Genomic DNA, 20,827 nt, shown 5'->3' on the forward strand with positions numbered 1-20,827 from the left:
TCCGCTATCTCATTGATTAATATAATTCTTTATAAATAAAAAATGCGAACCTTTAAAGTTCGCATTTTCTCAATTAAACAAATTCCAAATTAAAGTTTTTCAACTAGCATTGCTTCTAATTTTTCAATATCTATCGCAAATTTACGAATCCCTTCTGCCAATTTTTCAACTGCCATTGGATCTTGATTATGCTCCCAATAGAATTCAGCTTCTGTCATTGGTTCTGGGCGAGCTTTCACTTCACCCGTGAATGCCAATTTACGTGGTAATTCTGCATTCGATTCGCTTAACTCTTTTAATAGAGGAGGCGCGATAGTTAAACGATCACAACCCGCTAATTCTGTAATTTCACCGATATTACGGAAACTTGCGCCCATAACAATAGTGTTATAGCCGTGTTCTTTATAATAATTGTAGATTGAAGTCACTGAAATGACGCCAGGATCTTCAGCTGGTGCATATTCTTGTTTATCTGAATTTGCTTTGTACCAATCTAAGATACGACCAACGAAAGGTGAGATTAAGTAAGCACCTGCTTCTGCACACGCACGAGCCTGAGCTTGTGAGAAAAGTAACGTTAAATTACAGTTAATCCCTTCTTTTTCTAGGACTTCTGCCGCTTTAATACCTTGCCAAGTTGAAGCAACTTTAATTAAAATACGATCATTACTGATACCAGCTTCATTGTATAAACGAATTAATTTACGTGCTTTTTCAATCGTTTTTTCCGTATCATAAGAAAGACGAGCATCTACTTCTGTTGAAATACGCCCTTTAACCACTTTTAAAATTTCTAAGCCAATATTTACAGCTAATTTATCTTCAGCATCAATTAGTTGCTGTTTCTTATCACTACTTTTTGATTTTGCGTAAGCTATTGCTTCATCAATTAATGATGCATATTGAGGGAGTGCTGATGCACTTAAAATTAATGATGGATTTGTTGTCGCATCTTCTGGTTGATATGTTTTAATTGCTTCGATATCGCCAGTATCCGCAACAACAACTGTCATCTCTCTTAAATTGTCTAATTGACTCATTCTTAAATTCTCCTGTGAATATAAATGTAACGTAACCTGTATATAATACAGCAATCTATCAAAAAATGGATCGTATTTTGTGATCAATTTCACAAATAGGTATTTCCGTTTATAATTCCTGTCATTATCATCATAACTCTATTCTAATATTTTTCCTTTTAATTCAGGAATAAGCCATAATGTTGCTATCATATCAATAATATAAATTGTTGCAAGAAAACCGATCGCAATTGAAAAAGAGTAAGTAGATATAATTGCACCAACTACAACAGGACCTAATCCACCAACAGCACGCCCAATATTGAACAGTACATTTTGAGCAGTTGCTCTTGCCGCTGTTGGATAAGCCTCAGCCATTAAAGCACCGTAGCCCCCCATCATTCCATTAACAAACATTCCTAAGAAAACACCAGCAATAAGCATCATATTTGGGTCATTTAATTGTGAATAAGTTACCACCGTAATTGCAGCACCTAGTTGAAAAAATAAGAAGGTTGGTTTTCGTCCAATTTTATCAGCAAAATAGCCAAAAATCCAAATTCCTAACATCATCCCACCTACAGTAAATGCTGTCCAAACACCTGATTTTGTTAAAGAAAAACCTAATTTATTTGCGAGAAAATTAGGTAGCCATATCATAATACCGTAATAACCAAAATTTTGAACAGAAGTAAGTACAATAATACCTAGACTCATTTTTGTTGTTGATCTATCTTTTATCAATAAACGAAATGCATCTAGTTTCTTCACTTCTTTAGAAGAGTTTTGAACAAAAATTTCTGGTTCGTGTAAACGAAGACGTAAAAACCACGCAACAAAAGCAGGCAAAATACCCACTAAAAACATTCCACGCCACCCAATATGTGGTAATAATAACGGAGTCAGTAAAACAGCCATCAACACACCCACTTGCCAACCTAAAGCAACATAAGAAGTTGCTTTAGCACGATGTTTCGCTGGCCAACTTTCTGCGGCTAATGCCATACCTATTCCAAACTCACCACCAAGTCCAATGCCTGCAATAGTACGATATACTAGTAAATCCGAGTATCCCTGAGCAAAAGCACAGAATCCTGTAAATACCGCAAAAAGAATAATTGTCCAACTTAACACCCTAACTCGCCCAAAACGATCACTTAATGCCCCAAAGAAGAAACCACCAAAAACCGCACCTGCTAATGTCCAAGTTAATAATGAGCCAGCCTGAGTAGGTGATAGACCTAAATCAAGTGAGATAGCTGAGAGCATAAAACCTAGAATTAATAAATCAAAGCCATCCATAGCATATCCAACGGCAGAACCTAAAACCGCCTTCCAACCGTATGCGTTATTTTTTGTCATTTTTAAACTCCTTCAAGTTATTATCTAAAAAGAAAAGGTTTTGTTTCCATAACCTTGTTTTGAATGTTCAAAAAAAAGAGTTGAAAGACTAAGCCATTCAACTCTTTTTTGATTTAAAAAATAAATACTTTTTATTACTGTGTATGCAGTAAAGTGAGAAATAAAATATTAATTGATACATATAGACCATCTGAAAACACACCTCCATAAATAGAATTTTGCTTAAAATTAACCCCTGTGATTATGGTTTAGTCATTTTGCCAAAATAATGGTTCTAAATGTAATACTGGTTGAATCCAATCTGGTGTTTCGCCTCTTGCAAAAAGTACGACCCCTTGTAATTTACTAAAACCTTGTTGAGTAATGTCATCTAAAATTTTATCTCTTGCCTCAAACATTGAGCCACCCGTTGTGAACACATCATCTACAAGTAAGAATGTTTTACTTTCAGGTGTGATATATTTTTCTAAGGCTTTTTGTAATGCAACACCGCCACGTGGAATACCATAAACGCCACCAAAGGTGAATTTACGTGAAATTAAAAAAGCAAGTGTATCTAAATCTGATTGACTTAACGCATCACACTCAATTTTAAAATCAGAAAAACCACCTGAATGCATTTGAAAACGTTGCTGAATAAAAAGATTTGTCATTGTTTACCTCGTAATAAGTTGAATTATGGTTTACAAAATTGATGAAAAAGTTGTGTTTGTTGTTTAATATTTTGGGCATTCATAATCGGACGTCCCACCACCATATAATCACAGCCTTGTTTTAATGCTTGCTGTGGCGTAATACAATTTTGATGATCATCTTTATTCTCAAAGCGAACACCAGGTGTGACTAAGGTTATATCTTGTCCAAAATATTTCCGCATTTCCTTTAACATAAAACTTGGGGTAATAAAGCCATTAATCCCACAATTTAAGTTAAGTTCGACTGTTTTTAAGAATGTATTTACATCACCAATATCGCTTGTTAGCGAAATAACAGAAAGGGGTTGGCATTGATTATCACAACTTTCTACCACCGCTTTTAGCCCATCACTACTTGATGTTCCCCATACTGTAATCATTTTAAGATTCTCAAACGTATTGCGATATCCTGTAATGGCACGAGCCATTGTACTTGGAATATCGTGTAGTTTAAAATCTAAAAATAATGGTATATCTTGAATCATTTCTTTAATAGTATCTGGTTCCATTGAAAAAGGAATATGTCCAAGTTTAACGTGAGAAATCATTGATTTTGTTTGGTCTAAAACCAGAGAGGCTCTTTGAGCATCGCCAGTATCTAATGAGAGTATAAGCTTCATAATTAAATAATGTTGTCGGTTCTTATAAGCACGTTATATCATTTACTCAATTCTATCTTTACAATGCTGAAAAAGTTCATTGAATAAATACAAAAAAACCACCTTAAATAGGTGGTTTAAAAGAAATAATAATTAATTTTTAAAAAAAGAGCAGTTAATGGTATATCATCAAACATTAGTTTCTCTACCCAAAAACAAATGTTCATTATTTATACCCTCCTTTATCAAAAATCACGCAAATAGTATAGATAAAAAATTTTTAGTCAAGTTATTTTTTATATTAAATCTAAAAAAATAATTGCCCTTGAAAAGCCATTTTATGTCACTATCTATGTAATTAAGTTTATCAAATAAGGATCAATTATGTTTGGATTACGCTTTCTCATTATTTTATTTTTATATATTTATTGCGAAATTTCATTATTAGTAGCGATTGGCTCAAATACAAGTGTCTTGTTCTTAATTTTATTAATGATTTTTATTTCAGCGGCAGGTTTATGGTTAATTCGTTTAAGAGGGCTTGCAACACTATTTTCAATTCGCCAACAATTAGCACAGGGGAAAATTCCACAAGATGCCGTTATTTCCTCTATTCAATATGCAATTGCAGGTATTTTGTTAGTTATTCCTGGTTTTTTAAGTGATATTTTAGCTATTTTGTTACTTTTACCTTTCACTAGAACTATAATTACCACTTATCTGTTAAACTATTTTTCAACACGAGTAAAATTTAATACCCAATATTCGCAAAGTTTTTCACAATCAGACACTTTTGAAGCTGATTTTGAGCGTAAACAAGATGAAGATAAATGGGTTAAGTAAAATCAGGGAAATGATTATTAAAACTTTCTAAGAGTTTCTTTCTGGTATGACTTTTTATAGTAATAAATGTAGGTTTACCGATACCATCTATAATAATAAATCGTCCAGTATTTGGGGTTAATCTTTGATAAACTACATTACTTAGTGCTAAATCTCTTACAGGAATTGGCATCTTTAATATTTTTTCTTTAAAAATATTAAGATCATTATTTAATACTTGGTGGTTGATAGTTGATTGATTATAATAAGATATTATACCTTTAGAAATTTCTCCAGAATAATCTCTAATCAGTTGAAAGGCTAATCCTCTACCTAAATTAGTTTCTATCCATCTTATTGGAGGGCTGATTGGAATGAGATCAAGATCACTCCACTTATTTATGTATCTACTTTCTCTTCTATTTTCACAACGTATTTTGTCTTCTAACTCAATTTTTATACATATATTGGGATCTTCTGGGTGTTGATAGCACTTACGACGACTTCCTTGAGCAATAAAAAGATCATTATTCAGGTAAATCATAAATATTCTCCACTTTTATTTTAACGCGTTAATGGTAACATATCACAATTCAAATTTTCAATGTACAAAACTTAGCAATATTTTAGACATATAATGGACAAACAAATGAAAAAATCACTTTATACTGCTCCTATTGCTGTTTTAGGAGCTGGCTCTTATGGAACATCATTAGCTATTGCCCTCTCTCAACAAGGTGAGAAAACGTATTTGTGGGGACATTCACCACACAAAATACAAAAAATGCAGCACGAAAGAAAAAATCAAGAGTTTTTACCTGATATTCCTTTTCCTGATAACTTAATATTAGAGAGTAATTTAGAAAAAGTATTAAACAACGTAAAAGATATTTTGATTGTTGTGCCAAGTCACGTATTTAATGATGTGCTCTTACAAATTAAGCCTTTTATTCAAGATGATCATCGTATTATGTGGGCAACTAAAGGCTTAGAACATAATACAGGACGATTATTGCATTGTGTCGTAAATGAAATTTTAGGTGAAGATCACGCACTAGCGGTACTATCTGGTCCAACTTTTGCAAAAGAATTAGCCGCAGGCTTACCAACCGCTATTTCCCTTGCCTCAACGGATATCCAATTTGCAGAAGAAATGCAACAACGTATTCACTGTTCGAAAGCCTTCCGTGTTTATCTCAATGATGATATGGTCGCAGTGCAACTAGGCGGCGCCATTAAAAATGTCATTGCTATTGGCGCAGGTCTTTCTGACGGTTTAGGTTTTGGAGCAAATGCAAGAACAGCATTAATTACACGAGGTATTGCAGAAATTAGTCAATTATGTGTAGCATTAGGAGGCAATCCTACCAGTCTAATGGGAATGGCAGGGATTGGTGATTTAATGCTTACCTGTACCGATAACCAGTCTCGTAATCGTCGCTTTGGTTTAATGGTTGGACAAGGAAAAAGTGTTGATGCAGCAATGAATGAAATAGGACAAGTGGTGGAAGGATACTATAATACCAAAGAGGCCTATTTATTAGCACAAAAACACAATATTGAAATGCCAATTGTAGAGCAACTTTATCAAATGCTATTTTGTGGTCAAGATACCAAAGCACACATCAGAAAAGGTGTGGCAATGCTACTTGGACGTGAACGTAAAGTAGAATCATTTAAACAAATAAAAAAGTGAAATGGTAATGAAACAACAACCAGAAAAATTGTGGAATAATATTCACCAAGAAGTGAAATCACTTGCTGAGCAAGAGCCAATGCTCGCCAGTTTTTTTCATTCTACTATTTTAAAGCATAATAATTTAGGTGACGCATTAAGTTATATTTTAGCCAATAAATTATCTAATTCAATTATGCCTGCTATTGCATTAAAAGAGATTATTGAAGAGGCTTATCAAGCCGATCCTCAAATTACTGATAGTGCAACACAAGATTTATTAGCGGTAAAAACACGAGATCCTGCGGTTAAATTATTAAGTACGCCATTACTTTATTTAAAAGGTTTTCACGCCTTACAAAGTTATCGAGTTACCCATTATTTATGGCAACAAGGTCGCTATGCCTTAGCCATTTATTTACAAAATGAAATCTCTGTCGCCTTTGATGTGGATATTCACCCTGCTGCCCAAATTGGTTACGGTATAATGCTCGATCACGCCACAGCAATTGTTGTGGGAGAAACCTCTGTAATAGAAAATGATGTCTCTATTTTACAAGGTGTGACACTAGGAGGAACAGGTAAGGAAACAGGCGATCGTCATCCTAAAATACGAGAAGGTGTGATGATTGGAGCAGGGGCAAAAATTTTAGGTAATATAGAAATTGGAAAATATGCTAAAATTGGCGCTAATTCTGTAGTATTAAGAGCAGTGCCTGAAAATACCACTGTAGCAGGTGTTCCTGCAAAAGTAATTAGTCACTCACAATCTCAAAAACCTGCATTTGAAATGAATCAAGATTTTAATTGTGATGATGAATAAAATTTATACAACACCATAGAAACAGAGTGCATCCTGTATCTTTCAACAAGAGAAATAGATAATGAAAAAAATATTAATGGTACTAATACTTTCAGGTTTTGCTTTAACTGGATGTAAAGATGAACAGAAAACCATAACAAAAATCGAACAACCACACATTGAGAAAACTCAAGAAGAGTTTGAAAAACAAGCGGTTACATCTGATCAAAAATTTGCAAAAAATGAAGCCGAAAACACTGAACATCAATCCACTAATAAAAACAAAACTCAAAACTATGATCAAAAAGTGGAAGAAGCAAAAATTGCCACCCTTGATGCGGCAAATAAGTTAGCAGATGTAATGGGAACAAAAATGGAGCAAGTGACTGAGCAGTTAGCCGATAAAATCAATGAAATTGATGTCAATAAAGTAACTGAACCATTAAAAAAACATATGGATAAATTGGGAGAGTTTTTAGACCAACTTGAAACAGATAAACAACCAGAGCAAAAGCCAAAAACAAAAATTGAGGAAGGCTATCTATAATGGCAAAATCTCCTTATATTACTCGTGAAGGATGGCATACTTTAGAGAAAGAGCTGAAATTTTTATGGAAAATAGAGCGCCCTCAAGTCACTCAAGCTGTATCTGATGCGGCGGCATTGGGAGATCGTAGTGAGAATGCGGAATATATTTATGGAAAACGTCGCTTACGTGAAATTGATCGTCGAGTAAGGTTTTTAAGTAAACGCTTAGATGTCTTAAAAATTGTTGATTATTCTCCTTCTCAAGAAGGTAAAATCTTTTTTGGTGCTTGGGTTGAACTTGAAAATGAAGAAGGTGAAATCAATCAATACCGCATTGTAGGTTGTGATGAATTTGATCCTGCTAAGCATTGGATTTCTATTGATTCTCCTGTTGCAAGAGCCTTAATTGGTAAACAAGTTGATGATGAAGTAAAAGTGGAAACACCATCTGGCAAAGTTACCCTTTATGTAAATAAAATTTGGTATAAGTAAGTATTGAACAATACTCTTTTATCTATAATCCCAGTTTAATTATTTTGGAGAAAAAAATGAACCACAAACCCTTTTTAATTGCCCCTTCCATTCTGTCGGCTGATCTTGCTCGATTAGGTGATGATGTAAAAAATGTATTAAATGCAGGGGCTGATGTGATCCACTTTGATGTAATGGATAATCATTTTGTACCAAACTTAACTTTTGGTCCTGCGATTTGTAAAGCATTGAGAGATTACGGCATAACCGCTCCAATCGATGTGCATTTAATGGCAAGCCCTGTGGATCGTTTAATTCCTGAATTTGCACACGCAGGAGCAGATTATATTACTTTTCATCCAGAAGCTGCGATACACATTGATCGTACTCTACAACTGATTCGAGATAATGGCTGTAAATCAGGCTTAGTCTTTAACCCTGCAACACCATTAAGCTATTTAGATTATGTGATGGATAAAGTGGATGTAATTCTATTAATGTCAGTCAATCCAGGTTTTGGTGGACAATCTTTTATTCCAGCGACTTTGGAAAAATTAAAGCAAGCTCGTAGAATGATTGATGAAAGTGGTTTCGATATTCGTTTGGAAGTAGACGGTGGTGTCAAAGTTAATAATATTGCTGAAATCGCAAAAGCAGGTGCAGATATGTTTGTCGCAGGTTCAGCAATTTTTGATCAACCTGATTATAAAGCTGTAATTGATGAAATTCGTCAACAGTTAACGAATATTTAAACATATATCTCATTCATAAACTTATTAAAATCAGAGTAAAACAGTATGACAGAATTCACAAATCACACCCCTATGATGAAGCAATATCTCACTTTAAAAGCAGAGCATTCTGATGTTTTGTTGTTTTATCGTATGGGAGATTTTTATGAATTGTTCTATGATGATGCGAAAAAAGCGGCAAGATTACTGGACATTTCTTTAACGAAAAGAGGGAAATCAGCTGGTGAACCAATTCCTATGGCTGGCGTACCTTATCATGCGATTGAGGGCTATTTAGCAAAATTAGTACATCTTGGTGAGTCGGTTGCGATTTGTGAGCAAGTGGGCGATCCTGCAACAAGTAAAGGGCCTGTTGAGCGTAAAGTGGTGCGAATTGTCACACCGGGAACAGTAAGTGATGAAGCCTTGTTACCAGAGCGCCAAGATAACCTTGTGGCGAGTGTTTATGTAGAAAATGGTATTTATGCACTGGCGTTATTGGATATGACATCAGGGCGTTTTTTAATCAATGAATTACCTAATCGTGAAAGCTTAAGTGCGGAGTTACAGAGAGCTCAACCTGCTGAAATTTTATACCCTGAAACCTTTTCTGAAATGGATTTGATTGAGCATTATAAAGGGTTACGTCGTCGTCCGATTTGGGAATTTGAATTAGTCACCGCAATTAATTTACTTAATCGTCAATTTGGTACGCAAGATTTAAAAGGCTTTGGCGTTGAAAAATCTCTTGTTGCACTGTGTGCTGCTGGCTGTGTATTACAATATGCCAAAGAAACACAACGCACTGCACTACCTCATATTAACAGCATTCATCTAATTCAAAATAGCGATACAATTTTATTAGATGCCGCCACTCGCCGTAATTTAGAATTAACCCAAAATTTAGCAGGGGGAACAGAAAACACCCTTGCTCACGTATTGGATCATTGTGTTACCTCAATGGGAAGTCGTTTATTAAAACGCTGGATTCATCAACCTATTCGTGATGTCGAAAAATTAAAAAACCGTCAGCAAAATATTCAAACCTTGCTCGATCATCATTTAATCGACACATTACAACCCTTGCTACAACAAGTGGGTGATATGGAACGAATTTTGGCACGTGTTGCCCTGCGTTCAGCACGTCCTCGAGATTTAACTCGCTTACGCACTGCGTTGGCTCAAATTCCACAAATTGTAAATTTTACCCAAAATCTAACCGCTAGTTTAACCCTCAATATCAATCAAATTGCTGATTTTAGCGATCTACATTCTTTATTGGAAAGGGCGATTATTGAGGTTCCGCCACAATTAGTGCGAGATGGGGGTGTAATTGCCACAGGCTATAATGCCGAATTAGACGAATGGCGTTCCCTTGCTGATGGAGCAACACAATATCTTGACGATTTAGAAATTCGTGAACGAGAAACAACGGGTATTGATACCTTAAAAATTGGTTTTAATGCCGTACACGGCTATTATATTCAAATCAGTAAAGCACAAAGCCATAATGCCCCAATTCATTATGTACGTCGTCAAACCTTAAAAAATGCCGAGCGTTATATTATCCCTGAATTAAAAACCTATGAAGATAAAGTATTGAAAGCAAAAGGGGCATCGCTCGCATTAGAAAAACGTCTTTATGAAGAACTGTTTGATCAGCTTCTACCACGTTTAGGTGAATTACAGTTAGCGAGTATGATTTTAAGTGAATTAGACGTGCTAACTAATCTTGCCGAACGAGCAGAAAGTTTGGATTATGTGGCACCAACTTTTACCGCCAATCGCACCATTAACATTAAACAAGGTCGCCACCCAGTGGTTGAAAATGTACTAAAAGCCCCTTTTATTGCCAATCCCGTTTTCTTAAATGAACAACGTCATTTGTTAGTGGTAACAGGTCCCAATATGGGCGGTAAAAGTACCTATATGCGACAAATCGCTCTGATTACTTTAATGGCTCATATCGGAAGTTTTGTACCTGCAGAAAGTGCCGAAATTGGCACTATTGATCGTATTTTTACGCGTATTGGTGCCTCTGATGATCTTGCCTCTGGTCGCTCAACCTTTATGGTGGAAATGACAGAAATGGCAAATATTCTCCATCAAGCCACCGCTAATAGCTTAGTATTGATTGATGAAATAGGGCGAGGAACATCTACTTATGACGGTTTATCATTGGCGTGGGCGTGTGCTGAATGGTTGGCTCAAAAAACACGTTCTTTAACCTTATTTGCAACCCATTATTTTGAATTGACCAGTTTACCTGAACAATTAAAAGGGGTGGCAAATGTGCATTTAGATGCCCGTGAACATAATGATAATATTGTGTTTATGCACACAGTACAAGAGGGGGCGGCGAGTAAAAGTTACGGCTTAGCAGTGGCTTCTTTGGCTGGTGTACCTAAACAAGTGGTTAAGTTAGCTAAACAAAAATTAGCAACTTTAGAACAAATTTCACATCAAACCGTTGATTTAGATAAAAATCCACAAGAAAGTTTGTTTGAAATACCAAATAACATCATTATGGATACTCCTCCTGCATTAGAAATGCTACAAAATATTAATCCTGATGAACTTACACCACGACAAGCGTTGGATGCTCTGTATAAATTAAAAGATAAATTATAAATACAGCAAAAGTTGATGGTTTTACTCTAAAATAACAAAATGGAGAATGAAAATTATTTTGTGATCCAGATCAAAAAATAATTTTATTCTCCTGTTCTTAACTATCCTTTTCTATGATTAAGTGGCAGAATACTGTGTTCAAAATTTCCCCATTTTTAATAAAATCCAATACAAGGAGTAAATATGAGTATTCTTAACTATCTAAAATGTCCTTTTAGTAAAAAATCAAAAATAGACAATAATGTACAACTCACTCAAGAAGAGAAAGCCTCACAGTTGATAGATGCCTTAGGTGGAGTCGCTAATATTGAAACCATTGATGCCTGTCTTACTCGATTACGTGTAATACTGAAAGATAGATCCCTCGTCAATAAAGCAAAACTTACTCAGTTAGGCTCAAAAGGTAATATAAAAGAGGGACACAATGGTTTACAAGTTATTGTTGGCTCGGGAGCTATACGTCTTACTGAAATAATAAAAACACAGATATAAAAACAGAAACCTCTTTCAAAAAAAGAGGTTTTTTTATCGATGAAAGTAGACGATGTGGCTATGTGGCTAATAGTTTTCGCCATTGCTCTGCTACAGCCTCCATTAAAAACCCTTTATTTGCTTTACACGCATTTTCGCTCATCTGTTGATGTAACTGAGGATCTCTTAATAAATGAATAACTCTCTCTGCCATCATTTGTATATCATTTTCTGGAACTAAATAGCCATTTTCACCTTCTATGATCATTTCTGAAGGGCCATATTTAATATCAAAGCTAATAAATGGACAACCTGCTGATAAGCTTTCCATAATCACAAGGGGTAATGCTTCATAATGACTAGTCAGCAATGCTAAACCCGCTCGTTCAAATACCGAATACGGATTATTGATAAACCCTTTAAGGTGTACCACATTTTGTAACGATAAACGATCAATCTGTGCCTGTAACTGCTCCTGTAGCCGTCCAACACCATATATCTCTAATTTTGCTTGAGGTATCGATTGATGTACTAAAGCAAACATATCAATCATTTTATCAAGTCGCTTTTGAGGTTCCAATCGAGCAAATGCGGTTAATAAAAAACGATCTCGTTGCGAAAAATCTTGAGGTTTTACCTGATAGTTTAACGTATTAGGTATGCAGTGTAGATTCTCTGAACGTCCCACCCTTGCCTCAATATCTTGCTTCTGTGCTTCCGTCAAAACCACCGTTTGAAATTTTGGATTATGAAGCTCTTCCACAAGAGGAGAAAAATACCTATTAAAAGGAGAATCCTCTACTGTGGGTTCAATCGTATGAGTAAGGTGTAAAACAGAAATAATTTTGACATTTGGATGTTGTAGCACTTTCAAGGCTTTATAATAAATAGGATGCTCTGTAACAAAACACAATTCATCATCAGGATATAAATCTGCTAATTTCTGTATAAAATCCACCACCAGATCTTCTTTTGAATTAAAAATATGTGTTACTCTTCCTTGTTTATTTGAAATGTATATTTTAACAATTTTTTTCTCTACACCTGATAATGTAAAATAGAGAGTAACTCGCTGATTCCCGTCTCTATCTAAAAAATAAGTCACAATCTCTTCTTTTGTGGTTGGCTCTACTACACCTGTTGAAGCTAAATATCCCTGTGGATCATAAGTATCACGTTTCATTACTTCAATATCATTAGATATATGATTCACATAATTAATATAATGAATTTGCTGAGTATTTGGATAATTCTCTATATACATTTGCAACTGTTCGCCTAAAAATGCCCAACTTGCATTTACATCATTTTTATCTTTTTCATAGCGTAAATTGGAATCTTCATAGAGTACAAATTGACGAACTTTTTCAGCAGGTTGCTGTTTATCACAATAAAAATCAAATAAACTAAAAATGGGGATATCTTCCTCAATTTGCAAACGCTCCATTACTTCCATTTGATTCTGTTTCAATGCAGGATGGTAACCATGGGTAATAAAAGTGGGAGTAATATTAAGATATTTTTTAAATAATTTTGCTCGAATACAAGCTTGTATTTCAATGGCTGTTGGCTCAATAAAAACACCACCAAATAAGAAAAAATAGTGTTTTTTACGATGAGAATGCTGAATACTCATAATGATTCTTCCAAATAAAATCTAATTGTTACGATAATTCTAATCAATTCAATATTATTTGCAAATTTTTAGTAACAAGTGACCGCTTAAACCGATTAACCAAGAGAATCTAAAAGAGTAAGATTTCCCTCTTTAACTGCAAATAACTTATCAGCACTATTGTTATGCCAATCCATATATTGCAACTGTTCTTTCGTAATTGCGGTAATAAAAACCTGTGATTGGCTCTCTCTTAAGCGGTGAGTAAGCAATTCTCTTTTATTAGGATCTAATTCTGAAGCAAAATCATCAATTAAAAATAAACATTGACGCTCTTTTTGTCTGACTAAATGCTCCCCTTGAGCTAAACGTAATGCGCACATCAATAATTTTAACTGCCCTCTTGAAAGGACATCTTCTACAGGTAACCCATTGGCTCGAAAGCGAAAATCGGCTTTTTGAGGTCCAATCATTGTATAACCAATGGCTTTATCTCGCTCAAAACCTTGTGCTAAAATATCTGCATACTGTTGCTCTTTATTCCAACCTTGATAAAAAGCCACTGAAATGTCTAACTCTGGTAAAAAAAAGTGACAAGTCTTTTCAATTTCAGGACGTAGCATTTCCGCATAGTCTGCTCGCATTTCACTCACAATTTGTGCAAGTTTAACTAATTCTGTATCCCAATGATGAAGTTCTTGATAGTGGTGAACTTGCCCCAACAACGCATTTCGCTGCTTTAACAAGCGTTTTAAATTTGTCCAATAAGAATAAAAGTTAGCATATAAATGAAATAATCCCCAATCAAGAAAAGCCCGACGGTAGCTAGGCCCACCATTTAATAACGTTAAACCCTCAGGCATAATAATCTGCATTGGTAACAAATGAGCCAAATCAGCAATTTTATTACCATCTTCACCATTTATTTTCAGCAGAGTGTCACCCTGTCGTTTTTTTTGTAATCCAACACTCCAACTGTGCTTAGCTTCTTCTATCTTACCGTGTAAAACAAAATCCTCACTCGCATAATTAATAATACGATTACTAACATTACTTTTAAATGAGCGCCCATGTCCTAAATAAAAAATGGCCTCTAGCAAACTTGTTTTGCCACTGCCATTTTCTCCCACCAAAAAGTTAAAACCGTGGCTCAATTCAAGATCCACGGTATTAAGATTTCTAAAGTTCTGAACAATAAGACGACTTAAAGACATTGTTTAAAGATTACAAACGCATTGGCATAATGACATATTCTGCCGTATTATTATCACAATCTTCAATTAAGCAACTTGATGCAGAATCCACCAAATTAATACGAACACGCTCACACTTCAAGGCATTCAGTACATCTAATAAATAACTCACATTAAAACCTACTTCCATTTCTATATTTTGGTAAGCAACGTCAATAATTTCTTCTGCTTCTTCTTGTTCTGGGTTATTTGCTGTAATTTTAAGTAAATTATTAGTCAATACCAAACGAACACCTCTGAAACGCTCATTAGAAAGAATGGCAGCACGAACCAATGCACGTTTCAACACCTCTGTATCCGATTCTAAAATGCGATCTGCATTACGAGGTAATACTCGGCGATAATCAGGGAAACGACCATCAATCAATTTGGACGTAAATACAATGTTATTCATAGAAATACGAATATGATTTGAACCGATTTCAAGACGCACAGCCTCATCACTTGAAATTAATAAACGAGAAAGCTCAATCACTGCCTTACGAGGTACTATCACGGAATGACTTGGTAACTCCTGCTCTAAAGGCATTGTACAAACCGCTAAACGATGTCCATCCGTTGCAACAGTACGTAGTAGATTTCCTTCCGTTTCAAACTTCATTCCATTTAAAAAATAACGTGCATCTTGGTTTGCCATAGAAAACTGCGTTGCTTCAATTAAACGAGTTAAAGTAGCTTGCGCTATATTAAAATCAACCTCAGGATTCCAATCCATTAAACTTGGATAATCACTCGCAGGTAAAGTAGCTAAATTAAACTTACTACGAGAGGCCTGTATTAACGCTCGCCCCTCTTCAAATTTAATAGCAATTACACTATCCTCTGGTAAACTTTTACATATATCTAAAAATTTTCTTGCTGGAATAGTGAATTTTGCCTCAGAAGGTAAACTCTCCGTTAATTCAGCTTGGGTTGTTAATTCAACCTCCAAATCTGTACAGGTAAGAAAAAGTTGATTACCTTTAATTTCCAGTAAAACATTGCCAATTATAGGCAAAGTTGGACGACTATTTAAAACACTACAAACCTGTTGTAATGGTTTTAATAATTTTTCACGTGTAATAGTAAATTGCATAACAATTCCTTAGGATGATAATTTCCGCGTTAAATTAGTGTAATCTTCTCGAAGACTGCTATCAGAATCCATTAACTCATTAACTCTTTTTATTGCGTGCATCACAGTAGTATGATCTTTACCACCAAACTCACGCCCAATCTCAGGTAAGCTGTGATTGGTTAATTCTTTCGCCAATGCCATTGCTATTTGACGAGGTCGAGCAAACATCTGCTTACGACTTTTAGATTTTAAATCTGAAATTTTTATATTATAACGTTCTGCGACGATTTTTTGAATATTCTCAATAGTCACTAAATGCTCGTAAGATGAAATTAAGTCTTTTAATGCTTCACGGACTGCATCAATAGTAATTGGACGCTTAGTAAATTTTCGCCACGCAATCACTCTATTTAATGCGCCTTCTAATTCCCTTACATTAGTACGCAACTTTTGAGCAAGGAAAAAAGCCACATCTTCACTTAAAGACGCCCCTCGCTCTTCCGCTTTTTTCATTAAAATGGCGACTCGGGTTTCAAGTTCAGGTGGTTCAATAGCGGCATTCACTCCCCAACTTAAACGAGAACGAATGCGCTCTTCAATATTTTGAATATTTTTAGGGAATACATCTGAGGCAACAATAATCTGTTTACTGCGTTCAAATAACGTATTAAACGTATGAAAAAACTCTTCTTGAGAAGCCTCTTTATTGGCAAAAAATTGAATATCATCAATCATCAACACATCAAGAGAACGGTAAAAATTCTTAAATTTCTCAATCGAATTACTTTTTAATGCTTTCACCATCTCCTGAACAAAACGTTCAGAGTGGATATACACAATTTTTGCTTTAGGATTCTTTTTAAGAATTTCATTACCAATGGCGTGTAAAAGATGGGTTTTACCCAAACCAGTGCCACCATAAAGCGAAAATGGATTACAATGACTTTCCCCAACATTATCAACCACAAGTTCAGCAATAGATTTTGCCATCTGATTTGATTTACCCTGCACAAAGTTATCAAAGGTTAAACCTTCCTGTAACCCCGTTTTTATGGTCGAATAATGGTTACCCTCTTTCATTTCTGATGAGGGTATATTGCTCTGCTTAATAATCTCCGTCTCTTTTGGTTTCAGCCCCATTTTAATCACCACATTAAGCTGCTCATTTTTAGATAAAAAACGAACTAACTCTGTAATGTCAGACATAAATTTTTCCTGCACCCAATTGGCAACAAATGGATTCTGAGCATATAATGTCAGTTCATTGTTCTCTAATGTTGCTTGTAATGGGCGCAACCAAGTGTTAAATTCCGATGAGGATACTTTTGTTTGCAAATGTTCTAAACTGTCACGCCAAAGAGAAGACACGAGTTACTCCAAAAAAATAATAAAAATCGATCTAAAAAGATCTCATATGATACCTCAAAATATGATGAAAATCCTTATTATTTTTTACAAATTTTTTGATCAATCGCACCGCTTATTGACTTAAAAATTGATAACATATTTTTATCACACTATTAATTATACAGAGAGAAAAATTGAAAACACTGACTTGTAACCAAACATTAAATACCTTAGGTCTGCGATGCCCAGAACCTATTATGCTAGTACGCAAAACCATTAGAAATATGCAAAAAGGGCAAATTTTACTGGTGGATGCCGACGATCCTGCCACAACTCGTGATATTCCTAGTTTCTGTGAATTTATGCAACATCAATTGCTAGAGGCTCAAACCGAAACACTGCCATATCAATATTGGATAAAAAAAGGTATTTAAAGAGAAAAATTAAATCACTGATAAGATTGATTCAAATTTATGAGAATGGAAAATTTTTAAGTAAATTAAATAAAACAAAGGCGGCCAATTTGACCGCCTTGTTGTAATCTTATTGATTGTTTTGAACGTAATCAATCGCAGATTGAACAGTAGTAATTTTTTCAGCTTCTTCATCTGGAATTTCAATATCAAATTCTTCTTCTAAAGCCATTACTAACTCAACAGTATCTAAAGAATCTGCACCTAAATCATCAATAAATGATGCTTCTGGTTTTGCGTCTTCTTCTTTAACGCCAAGTTGTTCAACAATGATATTTTTTACGCGTTCTTCAATGCTCATTTTTTGTTTCCTATGTATGAATTCGCCTAACTGCGAAAATGTATAGTGTAAAGAAAATTTAACTGATTGCAACTTTTTTCATAGGAAGTCCAATCAGCTACGCTTTTCCTCGCACCGTTTAATAAAAATAATTCGCCCCACGGTTTGAACGAAAAAGCACAGTAATTCTACCATTATGTATTGTGTTGATCCATAGTTGATTTTTGATGAAAGTCTCGTTTTTATAAAAAAAGCTAAAAATTACTCAAATAATCGCCATACACAACAGATCTAAGTATGAAAACAATTGACTTATTTTCTAAAGTTGTTTTAATTCTCCTGTTTTTGTTAAATTATACAATCAGGAGGAATGTTATGGCAGAAAGTTTTAAAGTTACTCGTCGTTTTTTTGACGATAAAAATTATCCAAGAGGCTTTTCACGTCAAGGTGATTATACTATTTTTGAGTCTCAACTTTTAGAACAATTCGGTCAAGCCTGCTTAGCCTTAGAATTAGGCGAGCGAGAAGCAAAAACAACAGAGGAAAAACAGTTTGTATCCGTAATAAAAAAAGAACGTGAAGCAGAAACGCCTTTAGAAAAAGTATGGATAAAATACCGTACCAAAATAAACCTCTCGAAGCGTTTATATACACTTGCAGATAATCTTGGCAGTGATACGGAAGATTTATCTGACTAACCTAAAATTAGCTAAAAGGATGTTTCGCTTTTTTATACATAATTAACCGCCTGAGATAGACATTTTATGACATTACCCATTGAACAATATCCTCAATTATTTGCAAAAAAAGTGGCAAATCTGACCGCTTTACTTGCTCCTTTTAATCCTCCTTGTATCGAAGCTTTTGAATCTGAAACACGCCATTTCCGTCTACGTGCAGAATTTCGCATTTGGCATAATGATGACGATCTTTATCACATAATGTTTGATCAACAAACCAAACAACGCTATCGAGTCGATCAATTTCCGATTGGTAGTCAGCTAATTAATCAAATGATGACAGCATTATTAGATGAAATTCGCACCAATGACGTATTAAGACATCGTTTATTTCAAGTGGATTACCTTACGTCATTAAGTGGACAAATTGTGGTATCAATGTTGTACCATAAAAAATTAGATGATGAGTGGACAGCACAAGCCAAATTACTTAAACAAAATTTAATTCAACAGGGTTTTGATGTTCAATTGGTGGGACGTGCCACAAAGCAAAAAATTGTGGTTGATCGTGATTATGTCGAAGAAAAATTAACCATTGATAATAAGGAATATATTTATCGCCAAGTAGAAAATAGTTTTACTCAGCCTAATGCAAAAATAAATATAAAAATGTTAGAGTGGGCAAGAAGTTGTACCGCAAATAGCGAAGGGGATTTATTAGAGCTTTATTGTGGAAATGGCAACTTCTCCATAGCACTTGCCAGCCAATTTAGAAAAGTATTAGCAACGGAAATTTCTAAATCATCGGTTGCCTCCGCACAGTATAATATTGAACAAAATCAAATTGATAACTTACAAATTATCAGAATGTCAGCGGAAGAATTTACGCAAGCGTTGAATGGTGTACGTGGTTTTTACCGCTTGAAAGACGTGCAACTTTCAGATTACAACTGTAATACAATTTTAGTTGACCCACCTCGAGCAGGATTAGATCAAGATACCTTAAATTTAGTACAAAATTATGAGCGTATTTTATATATCTCTTGTAACCCTCATACTCTTGTAGATAATTTACAGCAACTTTGCACAACCCATCGCATTGAGCGATGTGCACTGTTCGATCAATTCCCTTATACGGATCATATTGAAAGTGGTGTTTGGTTAATTAGAAAATAAAAATTTGCAAATTTTATTATATATGTGACCGCTTACTTATCGTATCTATGATAAATAAGCGGTTACTCTCTTAGTTATTCCCACATTTACGAATAATTTGCTTAACAACATCAACGTGGTTACCTTTCAGCCAGAATTGTCCATTACCACAAGAAGCAGACCAATGACTATAAGGCTTGATTTCATTTTCACATAATGAAGCACTACCATAAAATGAACCTTGTATATTTAAGGTATAGCATTTCATACCATAGGATTGTTTTTCTAGCCACATATAAACACTCCTACCATTATTGAGTTTTACTGAATTTCTTCCCCAAAGTCGATTATCACCTGAGAAATCATAACCCCAATCAACAACATACGCAGGTTGAGACTTTATTCTCTCATTTTGTTTTTGGATAAATACTTTTCTAGCTTTTCTACAATGAGCTTCTTGAGTTTGACGAAAATTATCTATTACATCAACCATTTCACTTAGATCAACATTACCTTTTATGTGATAGGCATCAGCAAGCATTTTTTCAATTTGTTTTGAAAAAAATCTATCGTATTCACCTTTTTTACTTTCAGAGAAAAATTGACGAAAACGTTTCTTTTGCTGTTTTAGTGTTTTTTTATAAAACAATCGTTCATATAAAACATTGTCAGCAGCCTCACCCAACAACTTACATTCATCTTCTGCTAAAGCAACTTGAGATAAAAGGGGAACGATAATAATGGAAGCAATATATTTCATTACTTAGACATCTCTTTCAATGCAGTATTACAGTCTTTCTCTCTTAGCTTCATATAATCTGCAACTATTTTTCTTTTTTCTTTTTTTGTTTTTCCAATTTTAACTTGTGATACATCTAATGGATAAACAGGCGCCATTTCTATTAAAAATCCTATTTCTTCTTTGCTTAAACCTGATTGTTTAACTATTTTAAGAATTCTATCCATCTCTTTTTGGATTTCTTTTCTAGAAGCCCCCTCTTGTCTGCCAGCCATTGCTATTTGAGCAAATTTAGCACTAACAATACATACATTTGCACTTTTACTAGCATAACTAACATTCAAACTTAAAAAAGCTAAAATACCAATAACAGATAATTTTTTAATATTCATAATAATACTCACTTATTTTTAGGTTAAAA

The 20,827-nt window shown here is 34.6% G+C and carries 23 protein-coding genes; 11 read left to right on the forward strand and 12 right to left on the reverse strand.

From position 1 onward, the window contains the following. Positions 1-89: 89 nt before the first annotated feature. The 4 genes from tal to pyrF all read right to left on the reverse strand — a co-directional run bounded on the left by tal (position 90) and on the right by pyrF (position 3,696). Positions 90-1,040, reverse strand: a complete 951-nt coding sequence (tal, locus tag A6B44_RS08690; protein WP_090922004.1) for a transaldolase — start codon at positions 1,038-1,040, stop codon at positions 90-92. A 138-nt stretch (positions 1,041-1,178) separates the two neighbouring features. Then, the gene (locus tag A6B44_RS08695; RefSeq protein ID WP_090922006.1) at positions 1,179-2,381 is read right to left on the reverse strand and encodes an MFS transporter; all 1,203 of its coding nucleotides are present in this window, start codon (positions 2,379-2,381) and stop codon (positions 1,179-1,181) included. A gap of 248 nt (positions 2,382-2,629) precedes the next feature. Continuing rightward, positions 2,630-3,034, reverse strand: a complete 405-nt coding sequence (locus A6B44_RS08700) for a phosphoribosyltransferase (RefSeq protein WP_090922008.1) — start codon at positions 3,032-3,034, stop codon at positions 2,630-2,632. A gap of 23 nt (positions 3,035-3,057) precedes the next feature. Continuing rightward, entirely contained in the window at positions 3,058-3,696 is a 639-nt protein-coding gene (gene pyrF, locus A6B44_RS08705; RefSeq protein ID WP_090922010.1) for an orotidine-5'-phosphate decarboxylase, read from the reverse strand. A gap of 363 nt (positions 3,697-4,059) precedes the next feature. On the opposite strand from pyrF, the gene A6B44_RS08710 reads away from it, so the two are divergent. Continuing rightward, positions 4,060-4,518 (forward strand): FxsA family protein, encoded by a 459-nt coding sequence (locus tag A6B44_RS08710; RefSeq protein ID WP_090922012.1) that lies wholly within the window; start codon positions 4,060-4,062, stop codon positions 4,516-4,518. On the opposite strand, the gene A6B44_RS08715 is transcribed toward A6B44_RS08710, so the two are convergent. Continuing rightward, on the reverse strand, positions 4,511-5,041 hold the full coding sequence (locus A6B44_RS08715) for a YrbL family protein (RefSeq protein WP_090922014.1): 531 nt from the start codon (positions 5,039-5,041) through the stop codon (positions 4,511-4,513). The genes A6B44_RS08710 and A6B44_RS08715 overlap by 8 nt on opposite strands. A gap of 105 nt (positions 5,042-5,146) precedes the next feature. On the opposite strand from A6B44_RS08715, the gene gpsA reads away from it, so the two are divergent. The 7 genes from gpsA to A6B44_RS08750 all read left to right on the forward strand — a co-directional run bounded on the left by gpsA (position 5,147) and on the right by A6B44_RS08750 (position 11,827). Then, a complete protein-coding gene (gene gpsA, locus A6B44_RS08720) occupies positions 5,147-6,193 on the forward strand; it encodes an NAD(P)H-dependent glycerol-3-phosphate dehydrogenase (RefSeq protein WP_090922016.1) in 1,047 nt (348 codons plus the stop codon). 7 nt (positions 6,194-6,200) lie between these two features. Continuing rightward, positions 6,201-6,995, forward strand: coding sequence for a serine O-acetyltransferase (cysE, locus tag A6B44_RS08725; protein WP_176673500.1), 795 nt, complete (start codon positions 6,201-6,203; stop codon positions 6,993-6,995). Positions 6,996-7,056: 61 nt separating this feature from the next. Then, complete coding sequence (locus tag A6B44_RS08730; RefSeq protein WP_090922020.1) at positions 7,057-7,521, forward strand: hypothetical protein; 465 nt, start codon at positions 7,057-7,059, stop codon at positions 7,519-7,521. Further along, positions 7,521-7,994, forward strand: coding sequence for a transcription elongation factor GreB (gene greB, locus A6B44_RS08735; RefSeq protein ID WP_090922022.1), 474 nt, complete (start codon positions 7,521-7,523; stop codon positions 7,992-7,994). The genes A6B44_RS08730 and greB overlap by 1 nt, the downstream gene beginning before the upstream one ends. A gap of 56 nt (positions 7,995-8,050) precedes the next feature. Beyond that, positions 8,051-8,725, forward strand: coding sequence for a ribulose-phosphate 3-epimerase (gene rpe, locus A6B44_RS08740; RefSeq protein ID WP_090922024.1), 675 nt, complete (start codon positions 8,051-8,053; stop codon positions 8,723-8,725). A 45-nt stretch (positions 8,726-8,770) separates the two neighbouring features. Further along, positions 8,771-11,335, forward strand: coding sequence for a DNA mismatch repair protein MutS (gene mutS / locus A6B44_RS08745; RefSeq protein WP_176673501.1), 2,565 nt, complete (start codon positions 8,771-8,773; stop codon positions 11,333-11,335). A 183-nt stretch (positions 11,336-11,518) separates the two neighbouring features. Further along, positions 11,519-11,827: a PTS sugar transporter subunit IIB gene (locus A6B44_RS08750; RefSeq protein WP_090922026.1), complete on the forward strand. Its 309-nt coding sequence runs from the start codon at positions 11,519-11,521 to the stop codon at positions 11,825-11,827. Positions 11,828-11,885: 58 nt separating this feature from the next. Here A6B44_RS08750 and A6B44_RS08755 read toward each other — a convergent pair whose 3' ends face one another. The 4 genes from A6B44_RS08755 to dnaA form a co-directional block, all read right to left on the reverse strand. After that, positions 11,886-13,442, reverse strand: coding sequence for a glycosyltransferase (locus tag A6B44_RS08755; protein ID WP_090922028.1), 1,557 nt, complete (start codon positions 13,440-13,442; stop codon positions 11,886-11,888). A 95-nt stretch (positions 13,443-13,537) separates the two neighbouring features. Next, positions 13,538-14,635 carry a DNA replication/repair protein RecF gene (gene recF / locus A6B44_RS08760; protein WP_090922030.1) on the reverse strand — a complete coding sequence of 366 codons (1,098 nt, stop codon included), beginning with the start codon at positions 14,633-14,635 and terminating at the stop codon, positions 13,538-13,540. Positions 14,636-14,645: 10 nt separating this feature from the next. Beyond that, positions 14,646-15,749 (reverse strand): DNA polymerase III subunit beta, encoded by a 1,104-nt coding sequence (dnaN, locus tag A6B44_RS08765; RefSeq protein ID WP_090922032.1) that lies wholly within the window; start codon positions 15,747-15,749, stop codon positions 14,646-14,648. A 9-nt stretch (positions 15,750-15,758) separates the two neighbouring features. After that, complete coding sequence (dnaA, locus tag A6B44_RS08770) at positions 15,759-17,099, reverse strand: chromosomal replication initiator protein DnaA (protein ID WP_090922034.1); 1,341 nt, start codon at positions 17,097-17,099, stop codon at positions 15,759-15,761. Between the two features lie 173 nt (positions 17,100-17,272). Here dnaA and tusA point away from each other — a divergent pair, with 173 nt between their 5' ends. After that, positions 17,273-17,512, forward strand: coding sequence for a sulfurtransferase TusA (tusA, locus tag A6B44_RS08775; RefSeq protein WP_090922036.1), 240 nt, complete (start codon positions 17,273-17,275; stop codon positions 17,510-17,512). 109 nt (positions 17,513-17,621) lie between these two features. Here the strand turns inward: tusA and acpP are convergent, their stop codons facing one another. Beyond that, the gene (gene acpP, locus A6B44_RS08780) at positions 17,622-17,852 is read right to left on the reverse strand and encodes an acyl carrier protein (protein WP_090922038.1); all 231 of its coding nucleotides are present in this window, start codon (positions 17,850-17,852) and stop codon (positions 17,622-17,624) included. Between the two features lie 354 nt (positions 17,853-18,206). Here acpP and A6B44_RS08785 point away from each other — a divergent pair, with 354 nt between their 5' ends. Both A6B44_RS08785 and trmA read left to right on the forward strand, forming a co-directional pair. Beyond that, positions 18,207-18,530 (forward strand): MaoP family protein, encoded by a 324-nt coding sequence (locus A6B44_RS08785; RefSeq protein WP_090922039.1) that lies wholly within the window; start codon positions 18,207-18,209, stop codon positions 18,528-18,530. A 66-nt stretch (positions 18,531-18,596) separates the two neighbouring features. Beyond that, complete coding sequence (trmA, locus tag A6B44_RS08790; protein WP_090922041.1) at positions 18,597-19,688, forward strand: tRNA (uridine(54)-C5)-methyltransferase TrmA; 1,092 nt, start codon at positions 18,597-18,599, stop codon at positions 19,686-19,688. Between the two features lie 70 nt (positions 19,689-19,758). Here the strand turns inward: trmA and A6B44_RS08795 are convergent, their stop codons facing one another. Further along, positions 19,759-20,427, reverse strand: coding sequence for a hypothetical protein (locus A6B44_RS08795; protein WP_090922043.1), 669 nt, complete (start codon positions 20,425-20,427; stop codon positions 19,759-19,761). Continuing rightward, the gene (locus tag A6B44_RS08800) at positions 20,427-20,798 is read right to left on the reverse strand and encodes a hypothetical protein (RefSeq protein WP_090922045.1); all 372 of its coding nucleotides are present in this window, start codon (positions 20,796-20,798) and stop codon (positions 20,427-20,429) included. Before A6B44_RS08800 ends, A6B44_RS08795 begins: the two co-directional genes overlap by 1 nt. Between the last annotated feature and the right edge of the window lie 29 nt (positions 20,799-20,827).

This window comes from Pasteurella skyensis (assembly GCF_013377295.1).
GTDB classification, from domain to species: Bacteria; Pseudomonadota; Gammaproteobacteria; order Enterobacterales; family Pasteurellaceae; genus Phocoenobacter; species Phocoenobacter skyensis.